9 protein-coding genes are annotated in these 8,293 nt (G+C 74.6%); 4 read left to right on the forward strand and 5 right to left on the reverse strand.

Annotated features, from left to right (window positions below):
* Window positions 1-45: 45 nt before the first annotated feature.
* The 5 genes from atpB to ACWCSD_RS41750 all read right to left on the reverse strand — a co-directional run bounded on the left by atpB (window position 46) and on the right by ACWCSD_RS41750 (window position 5,087).
* The gene (gene atpB, locus ACWCSD_RS41730) at window positions 46-822 is read right to left on the reverse strand and encodes a F0F1 ATP synthase subunit A (RefSeq protein ID WP_364420372.1); all 777 of its coding nucleotides are present in this window, start codon (window positions 820-822) and stop codon (window positions 46-48) included.
* A gap of 111 nt (window positions 823-933) precedes the next feature.
* Window positions 934-1,527 (reverse strand): response regulator transcription factor, encoded by a 594-nt coding sequence (locus ACWCSD_RS41735; RefSeq protein ID WP_352363766.1) that lies wholly within the window; start codon window positions 1,525-1,527, stop codon window positions 934-936.
* Complete coding sequence (locus ACWCSD_RS41740) at window positions 1,524-3,032, reverse strand: histidine kinase (RefSeq protein WP_449923272.1); 1,509 nt, start codon at window positions 3,030-3,032, stop codon at window positions 1,524-1,526. The genes ACWCSD_RS41735 and ACWCSD_RS41740 overlap by 4 nt, the downstream gene beginning before the upstream one ends.
* 140 nt (window positions 3,033-3,172) lie before the next feature.
* Window positions 3,173-4,579 (reverse strand): MFS transporter, encoded by a 1,407-nt coding sequence (locus ACWCSD_RS41745; protein WP_397157782.1) that lies wholly within the window; start codon window positions 4,577-4,579, stop codon window positions 3,173-3,175.
* Entirely contained in the window at window positions 4,572-5,087 is a 516-nt protein-coding gene (locus ACWCSD_RS41750; RefSeq protein ID WP_449923276.1) for a winged helix-turn-helix domain-containing protein, read from the reverse strand. The genes ACWCSD_RS41745 and ACWCSD_RS41750 overlap by 8 nt, the downstream gene beginning before the upstream one ends.
* Here ACWCSD_RS41750 and ACWCSD_RS41755 point away from each other — a divergent pair.
* The 4 genes from ACWCSD_RS41755 to pip all read left to right on the forward strand — a co-directional run bounded on the left by ACWCSD_RS41755 (window position 5,087) and on the right by pip (window position 8,197).
* Window positions 5,087-5,476 carry a nuclear transport factor 2 family protein gene (locus tag ACWCSD_RS41755; RefSeq protein WP_449923279.1) on the forward strand — a complete coding sequence of 130 codons (390 nt, stop codon included), beginning with the start codon at window positions 5,087-5,089 and terminating at the stop codon, window positions 5,474-5,476. The genes ACWCSD_RS41750 and ACWCSD_RS41755 overlap by 1 nt on opposite strands.
* Window positions 5,477-5,647: 171 nt before the next feature.
* Window positions 5,648-6,163, forward strand: coding sequence for a (2Fe-2S)-binding protein (locus ACWCSD_RS41760; protein ID WP_449923282.1), 516 nt, complete (start codon window positions 5,648-5,650; stop codon window positions 6,161-6,163).
* Window positions 6,160-7,155: an FAD binding domain-containing protein gene (locus tag ACWCSD_RS41765; protein WP_397157788.1), complete on the forward strand. Its 996-nt coding sequence runs from the start codon at window positions 6,160-6,162 to the stop codon at window positions 7,153-7,155. The genes ACWCSD_RS41760 and ACWCSD_RS41765 overlap by 4 nt, the downstream gene beginning before the upstream one ends.
* Before the next feature lie 70 nt (window positions 7,156-7,225).
* Entirely contained in the window at window positions 7,226-8,197 is a 972-nt protein-coding gene (gene pip, locus ACWCSD_RS41770; RefSeq protein WP_397158970.1) for a prolyl aminopeptidase, read from the forward strand.
* Window positions 8,198-8,293: the final 96 nt, after the last annotated feature.

Genomic DNA, 8,293 nt, shown 5'->3' on the forward strand with positions numbered 1-8,293 from the left:
GGCCGTCCGCCTGGCGGGTCCTGGCGCCGCCGGCGTCCTGACCGGTCAGTGCTCCGGGTGCAGGGACTGGCCGAGGTACATGGCGGTGAGCATGGTGAACAGGTACGCCTGCAGGAACATGACGAAGATCTCGAACGCGGTCAGCAGGCACGTCATGAACACGCCCAGCACGCCCACCGCCACGCCGCCCACGGTCGGCCGCTCCACCAGGAACCAGTAGCCGACCGCGCTGAAGAAGGCCAGCAGCGTGTGCCCGGCGAACATGTTCGCGAACAGCCGCACGGCATGGGTGAACGGCGCGGTGACGAAGATGTAGAACAGTTCGAGCGGCGCGTACAGGGTGATCGCCAGGGCCTTGGGCAGACCCTCGGGGAACATCGCGTTCCTGAGGTAGCCGGCCAGGCCCTGGTGCCTGAAGCCGAGGTAGAGCTTGAGCAGGTAGACCACTCCGGCCAGCACCCAGGGGAAGGCGACGTGGGCGGTGACCGGGAACTGGAGCAGCGGGATCACGCCCATCACGTTCCAGAGCAGGATCAGCAGGAAGAGCGTGAGCAGCAGCGGCATCCAGCGGTCGGCGTCGGCGCCGAGCGACGGGCGGGCGATCTGGTCGCGGACGAACAGGTAGGCGTACTCGCCCGCGTTCTGCAGGCCGCGCGGCACCAGCCTGGGCCGGGAGAAGGCGCCCCAGGCCAGCGCGCACACCACGAGCACGCCGGCGGCGGCCAGCAGCACCGGCTTGGTGAGCCAGAGCGGCGCGCCGTCCCACAGGGCGGGGTAGTCGAACAACTCCGGTCCGGGCGGGCGGAAGTCGTCGGAGGGCATGGCGAAGCTCCTCTTGAGAGGTTGCGGGGTTACGGGCTTGCGGGGTTACGGGTTGCCGGCTTGCGGGGTTCCCGGGTTGCGGGCTTGCAGGGTTGCGGGGTGGCCGGGGGGTCAGAGCCAGCCGCGGGACTCGGCGACGCGGACGGCCTCGGCGCGGTTGCGCGCCCCGGTCTTGGTGATCGCCGAGGACAGGTAGTTGCGTACGGTGCCCTCGGTCAGGAACAGGGTGCGGGCGATGTCGGCGACGGTCGCGCCGCCGGAGGCGGTCCGCAGCACCTCGGCCTCGCGCTGGGTGAGCGGGCTCGGCCCGACGGTCAGGGCGGACACCGCCAGCTTGGGGTCGATCACCGTCTCACCGGCCATCACCCGGCGCACGGCCGCGGTCAGCTCGGCCACCGGCGCGTCCTTCACCACGAACCCGGACACGCCCGCGTCGAGGGCACGACTGAGGTAGCCGGGCCGGCCGAACGTGGTGACGATGACCACCCGGTGGCCGCGCAGGCGTTCGGCGACCTCCAAGCCGGACATGCCGGGCATCTCGATGTCGAGCAGGACCACGTCGGGGCGGTGCTCGGCCACCGCGGGCTCGACCAGGTCGCCCCGGCCGACCTCGGCCACCACCTCGATGCCGTCCTCCAGGGCGAGCAGCGCGGCCAGTCCGCCGCGGACGAGGTCCTGGTCGTCGGCGATGAGGACGCGGATCACGGCACCTCCAAGGGCACTCGGGCGTGCAGCCGGTAGCCGCCGCCGGGCAGCGGCCCGGCCTCCAGACGTCCACCGGCGGCAGCGATCCGCTCAGCCAACCCAGTCAGCCCATTACCCCCAACACCCCCGACCCCCTGAACCACCGCTCCCCCAGCCCCAACCCCGCCGCTCCCAACCCCGTCGGCCGCGCCCCCTGCGGCTCCGGCGCTGGTGGAACCGCCCCTGTCGACGAAGCCTCCGTCGGCCGTGGGCCCGGCCCTATCGGCCCTGGAACCGGGCCCTTCGACGCGGGACCCGCCCCCTGTGGCTCCGGGGCCGGCGGCACCGGCTCCGTCGGCCAGGCCCCTGAAGGCCGCAGGCCCGGCCGCCTCGGCTCTGATCCCGAGCCCTTCGGCTCCGGGGTTGGGGGCGTCGTCGCCGTTGACCGCGTCTCCGGCGAATCGGGTGGCGGGGCCGTGGGCCGCGTCTCCGGCGGATCCGGGGCCGGGGCCGTCGCACATCCCGGCGGATTCGGGGCCGGGGCCGTCGTCGCGGATCTCGACGGTGGCGGTGTGGTCGTCGACGGTGAGGTCGATGTGGCAGTGGCGGGCTCGGCTGTGGCGCACGACGTTCGTGGCGGCCTCCCGTACGGTCCAGGCCAGCAGCGTCTCGGCGGCAGCCGGGACGGGCCCGGCGGCGGGCGAGACCTCCAGCCGGATCCCGGCCAGGTCCAGGCTGTGGGCCGCCGTGCGCAGCTCGCCCGACAACGAGGGGGCGCGGTAGCCGGCGACGGCGTGGCGCACCTCGTCGAGCGCCTGGCGGGCGGCGCGTTCCACGTCGGCCATCTCGCGGGCGGCCCGTTCCGGGTCGGTACCGGCCAGCCGGGCGGCCAGCTGGCTCCTGATGGTGATCGAGGTGAGCGTGTGGCCGAGCGTGTCGTGCAGGTCGCGGGCGAAGCGCAGGCGTTCGTTGTCCACGGCGAGCCGGGCGACGTGGGCGCGGGCGGCGTCGAGCCGGGCGACCATCTCGCCCAGGTGCTTCAGGCTCGCCACCGTCACCGCCTCGACCAGGATCACCAGCGGCACCCACCAGACCTGCTCGAACGGCCGCCCGTACGCCGTCAGCGCGGCCACCACCACGACCATCGTCACCGCCGCCGACACGACGAAGGCGACCCGCGAAAGGCAGGCGGACAGGGCGCTGACCACGAACACGAACCCGACGTACGCCCACGGCGCCCGCAGCACCGGCAGCAGCGCCAGCGCGGCGGCCACCAGCCCCACCGGCGCCCAGGTCAGCGTCGCCGCGCCCAGGGCGCTGAGCGCCCGCCACATGATCCGCAGCCAGCACGCCACGAAGACCGCGACCGCCGCGACCACCCACACCACGGCGAGCACGCCGGGACGCGAGGAGAAGAACGACCACAGCGGCCACACCACCAGCAGCAGCCACCCGCACGACCCGGCGCGCGCCGCCGTCCGGCCCCGGCCGAACTCCACCTCCCGCACCGCCGCCTCACCCGTCACAGGGCCCGACGGTAACGCCCGGCGGCCGGCGCGGCGACCGCCGGGGGCCGCCGTCCTTGAGTTTCAGCATGGAACCAGCCTGCTGGGAGTGGCGGCGCCGGGTGTAGTGCCGACAGTCAGAGACGCCTCCATGACAAACGTCATGGTCGACTCCGGTCGGACGCGGCACGCCCGGGGTGGGGTGCGCGGTTCGTCAGCACGAGCACGCCCGCGGTGACGAGCCCCGCCGCGTGCAGACACAACGCGGGAACGATGCCGACGACCTCGCCGAGCGCCCCGGCGGCCGCCATGCCGAGCAGCGAGGTGACGGCCTGGGCACTCGCGAGCAGCCCGATGAGGCCGCCCCGGCGCTCGTCGGTGGTGGCCGTCTGGGCCAGCGTCGCGAACCCGGCCATCGCCGCCGCCGCCGGGAGCCCGGCCAGCGCGATCAGCACGAGGGCGGGCCACAACGCGTCGAGGGCGAGGGGGTAGGCGAACAGCGCCAGGTCGAGCAGGCCGAACGCGACCGTGCCCCAGCCGAGGAGCACCCGTGGCGCGGGGTCGCGCCGGTGCAGGGCCACGCCCAGCCCACCGGCCAGCCCGCCGACCGCCTGCACCGACAGGAACAGCCCGTACGCGTCGCCCTGGCCGCCCAGCACGTCGGCCACGAAGGGGGCGGCGAGCGTGGCGAAGACGCCCTCGCCCAGCCCCGTGATCACCATGTACGCGACCAGCAACCGGATGCCGGGATTCCCCATGGCCGACCGCACCCCGGAGGCCCACTGGGCGCGGACGGACGGCGCCCGCGCCACGACCGGCGACCTGGCCGGGACACGCAGGGTCGCCTGCAGGACCGCGGAGATCACGAAGCTGGCCACGTCGAGCAGGACGATCGCGGGCAGCCCGCCCGCCGTGACGGCGACGCCGCCCAGCATCGCCCCCAGCAGCCGGGCGAGCTGACCGCTCTGGCCGTGCAGGGCATTGGCCCGGACCAGCCCGGACGCGGGCACGAGCTGCGGGACGAGCGCCCGTTGCGCCGGGGCGAGCAGGGTGCCGAGCACGCCGGTCCACAGGGCGACCGCGTAGACGATCCAGACCTGGGCGGGGCCGCGTACCGCCAGCAGGGGCAGCAATCCGAGCCCGAGCAGCAGGTCGGTGACGACCAGCAACCGGCGGCGGTCCCAGCGGTCGGCCAGCACCCCGGCCACGGACCCGAGCAGGACGTGGGGCAGCCGGGAGACCAGCAGCATGATCGCGGTGGACAGCGTGGAGCCGGTCAGGCGGTAGACGTGGAACGCCAGCCCGGTGCTGATCACCCAGTCGCCCGTCTGGGACACGACGGACGCGACCAGCAACCGCCCGAACCCCCGCCCGCCGCCGGGCGACACCCACCCGCCACCGCCCCGCGCCGGCCACCACCGCACCCCGGCCTGCCGCGCCGGCCGCCACCGCAGGCCGCCGTCCCGCGCCGGCCATCGACGAGCCGCGCTCTCCCGGCCCGGCGGCTCCTCGGCCGTCCGCCCACCGGCCCGGCCGGTCTCCCTCGCCGGGGAGCGTCGCTCAGTCACCGGAGGCCGTCGGGGCGAGCGGGATCACCATCTGCGTCACCAGCACGGGCCGGGCCCCTTCCGGACGGGCCGCCGCGTCGTCCACGCGGGCCATCAGCGGCCGCAGCAGGTCGGCGACGGCCTCGCCGAGCGCCGTGATCTCCTGCGGGGTGACGTAGAGGTAGGTGTTGCCGATGCCGCCGACGCCCCGCCAGGGCTCCTCCTCGCCCCGCCGCGCCTCCTGCCACTCCACCAGCCGCGACAGCGCCCGCTCGGCCAGGACCTGCTCCAGCAGACTGCGGGCGGCCGACCGCTCGGACCCGGTGACGTCGTCGTCCCACACCTGGACGCTCGCGGTCACCTTCCAGGGCCGCTCCCGCTCGTCGCGCGCCTCGGCCTGCTCCACCAGGCCGTATTTGGCCAGCTGCCGCAGGTGGTAGGAGGCCAGCGCCTGGCTGATCCCGACCTCGCGGGCGGCGTCGGCGGCGGTGGTCGCCCCCGACCGCAACAGCAGCTCGTGCAGCGCCATTGTTGCGGCGGATCGGCGAGGGCGATCCGGAGCGGGTGGCGGAGTTGTTCGCCGAGCCGGTCGACTGGCAGCTCAGCTGGCCCGTCGAGGGGCATCCGGCGGTGCCGTGGATCCGGCCCAGGTCCGGGCGGGCCGAGGTGGCCGAGCACTACCGTTCGCTGGGGGCGCATCACGTGCCGGAGCTGAACGGCACCACGGTGCGGCAGATCCTGGTCGACGGGCCGGACGCCGTGGTGCTGGGGCAGATCGTGCAGACCGTGCGCGCGACCGGCGTCGCCTACACCACGCCGTTCGCGCTGCACCTGACGGTCGAGGGCGGGCTGATCACGCGCAGCCACATCTACGAGGACAGCCTGACGGTCGCGGAGGCCATGACCGCCAAGGGGTGATCCCCTGGGAACGCAGGTGGGGGGCGCGGGCGGCGGCGGGATCCTCGCCCGATGATCCGCATTCGGCAATGCCCGCCACCGTTTTGTCCCTCGACCGGCGCACGGACCGCGTCGTCCCGCCCAGATGCGGTTACGGTGATCGCCACAGCCCGTACGGCCGGAGGGATTGGGATGGACGGCCGCGCCCCGCTCCCCCTGCGCGTCAACGGCCGGCCGCACGAGCCGCCGGCGGACCCGCGCGTGTCCCTGCTCGACTTCCTGCGCGACCATCTCCGGCTGACCGGCACGAAGAAGGGCTGCGACCAGGGGGCCTGCGGCACCTGCACCGTCCTGGCCGACGGCTCGCGGGTCTACGCGTGCCTGCTGCTGGCCGTCCAGTGCGAGGGGATGGAGATCGTCACCGTCGAGGGCCTGGCGGACGACGAGGTGGGCGCGCGGGTGCAGGACGCGTTCGTCCGGCACGACGCCCTGCAGTGCGGGTACTGCACGCCCGGCCAGGTCTGCTCGGTCGCCGGGCTGCTGGCCGAGCTGCGGGACGGCGTGCCCAGCGCCGCGACGCCCGACCTGACCGCTCCCCCGCGCGAGCTGACCGACGCCGAGCTCGGCGAGCGCATGGCGGGCAACCTGTGCCGGTGCGGGGCGTACCACCACATCGCCGCCGCTGTCCGGGAGGTCGCCGCGAGGTGAGGCAGTTCACCTACCTGCGGGCGGCCAGTGTGGCGGAGGCCGTCGCGATGATGGCCGCGACGCCGCCGGACGGTGGCCCGGCCCGCTACCTGGCCGGCGGGACGAACCTCGTCGACCTCATGCGCGAGGAGGTCGAGCGGCCGGGCCGGGTGGTGGACATCTCGCGCCTGCCGCTGTCGGCCGTCGAGGACCTGCCCGGCGGCGGGCTGCGGCTCGGCGCGCTGGCCGGCAACACCAAGGTCGCGGCCGACCCGCGGGTGCGGCGCCGCTATCCGGTGCTCGCCCGCGCCATCCTGGCGGGCGCCTCGCCGCAGCTGCGCAACCGCGCGACCGTGGGCGGCAACCTGCTGCAACGTACGCGCTGCCGCTACTTCTACGACACCGCCGCCGCCTGCAACAAGCGCGTGCCCGGCGCGGGATGCGACGCGCTGGAGGGATTCAACCGCGCGCACGCCGTCCTGGGGGCGAGCCCGAGCTGCGTCGCCGTCCACCCCTCGGACATGTGCGTGGCCCTGGCCGCCCTCGACGCGACCGTCAACCTGACGGGGCCGCGGGGGGCGCGGAGCGTGCCGTTCACCGGCTTCCACGTCCTGCCCGGCCGGACGCCGCAGGTGGAGACCGTGTTGCGGGACGGCGAACTGGTCACGAGCGTGGACCTGCCGCCCGCGCCGCCGGGGCGCGGGGCGTACGCGAAGGTCAGGGACCGGGCCGGGTTCGCGTTCGCGCTGGTGAGCACGGCCGTGCTGCTGCACGTCGAGGACGGCCGGATCGTGTTCGCGCGGGTCGCGCTCGGCGGGGTGGCGCACAAGCCGTGGCGCGCCCACGCCGCCGAGGACCTGCTGACCGGCGCCGTCCCGGACGCGTCCGCCTTCGCGCGGGCCGCCGGCGCGGCGCTGGCCGAGGCCCGGCCGCTGCGGCACAACGCCTTCAAGCCGGTGCTGGCCGCACGGCTGCTCCGCCGCACGCTCACCGAACTCGCGCGCCCGTCATAAAAGCGCCCGCATTTGCGCGAATCGGCCGCGCGCCGGGCGGCCGGGGCGAGTAGGTCTGGTAGCCATGACGATGATGACGTTCTACCCGCCCGTCGAGCCCTACGAGAGCGGCCTGCTCGACGTCGGCGACGGCCAGGAGATCTACTGGGAGACCTGCGGCGACCCCGGCGGCAAACCGGTCGTCCTCCTCCACGGCGGTCCGGGCGGTGGGCTGCTGCCCGTGCAGCGCCGGTTCTTCGACCCCGCCGCCTACCGGATCGTCCTGTTCGACCAGCGCAACTGCGGGCGCAGCCGCCCGCACGCCGCCGACCCCGGGGTGTCGCTGGAGGCCAACACCACCTGGCATCTGGTCGCGGACATGGAGCTGCTCAGGCGGCGGCTCGGGATCGACCGCTGGCAGGTGTTCGGCGGTTCGTGGGGGGCGACCCTGGCCCTGGCGTACGCACGCCGCCACCCCAGCCGGGTGACCGAGCTGGTGCTGCGCGGCGTCTACCTGGCGAGCGCGGCCGACGAGGCGTGGGCGTTCACCGGTTCGGGGGCGGCCCGGCTGTTCCCGGCGGAGTGGGCGGCCTTCCGGGACGCGATCCCGCAGGCCGAGCGGGACGACCTGCTCGGCGCGTACCACCGCCGCCTGTTCGACCCGGACCCCGAGGTTCACCTGCCGGCGGCGCGGGCGTGGGCGGCGTGGGAGCTGGCGGCCAACACGCTGCTGCCCGCGCCTCCCCCTCCGCTGACGGACCGGGAGGTGCTGGGCTTCGCCCGGATCGAGGCGCACTACTTCACCCGGCGCTGCTTCCTGCGGGAGGGCGAGCTGCTCGACGTGGCGGCGATCCGGGACGTGCCCTGCGTCATCGTCAACGGCCGTTACGACATGAAGACGCCGCCCGACGCCGCCTGGGAGCTGCACCGCGCCTGGCCGGAGGCCGAGCTGCGGATCGTCGAGGACGCCGGCCACGGCGGCGCCGAACCCGGCACGCTGCACGAGCTCGTCAGGGCCACCGACGGCTACCGTCCGAACGCCCGTGCACCACAGGGTTCATGATCTACAAGGCGAACTTGTAGTGGTTTTGCAGGACTTGCTGGTCTTGCACACTTCTGCTCACCGTTGCTGACATGTCACCTCCCGCCGCGGCCGACG

Source organism: Nonomuraea sp. NPDC001684 (assembly GCF_053596515.1).

Coding starts and splice junctions, on each gene's coding strand:
- atpB (WP_364420372.1), bottom strand. CDS start 822: ATGCCCTCCGACGACTTCCGCCCGCCCGGACCGGAGTTGTTCGACTAC.
- ACWCSD_RS41750 (WP_449923276.1), bottom strand. CDS start 5,087: ATGGCGCTGCACGAGCTGCTGTTGCGGTCGGGGGCGACCACCGCCGCC.
- ACWCSD_RS41760 (WP_449923282.1), top strand. CDS start 5,648: ATGGACGGCCGCGCCCCGCTCCCCCTGCGCGTCAACGGCCGGCCGCAC.
- pip (WP_397158970.1), top strand. CDS start 7,226: ATGATGACGTTCTACCCGCCCGTCGAGCCCTACGAGAGCGGCCTGCTC.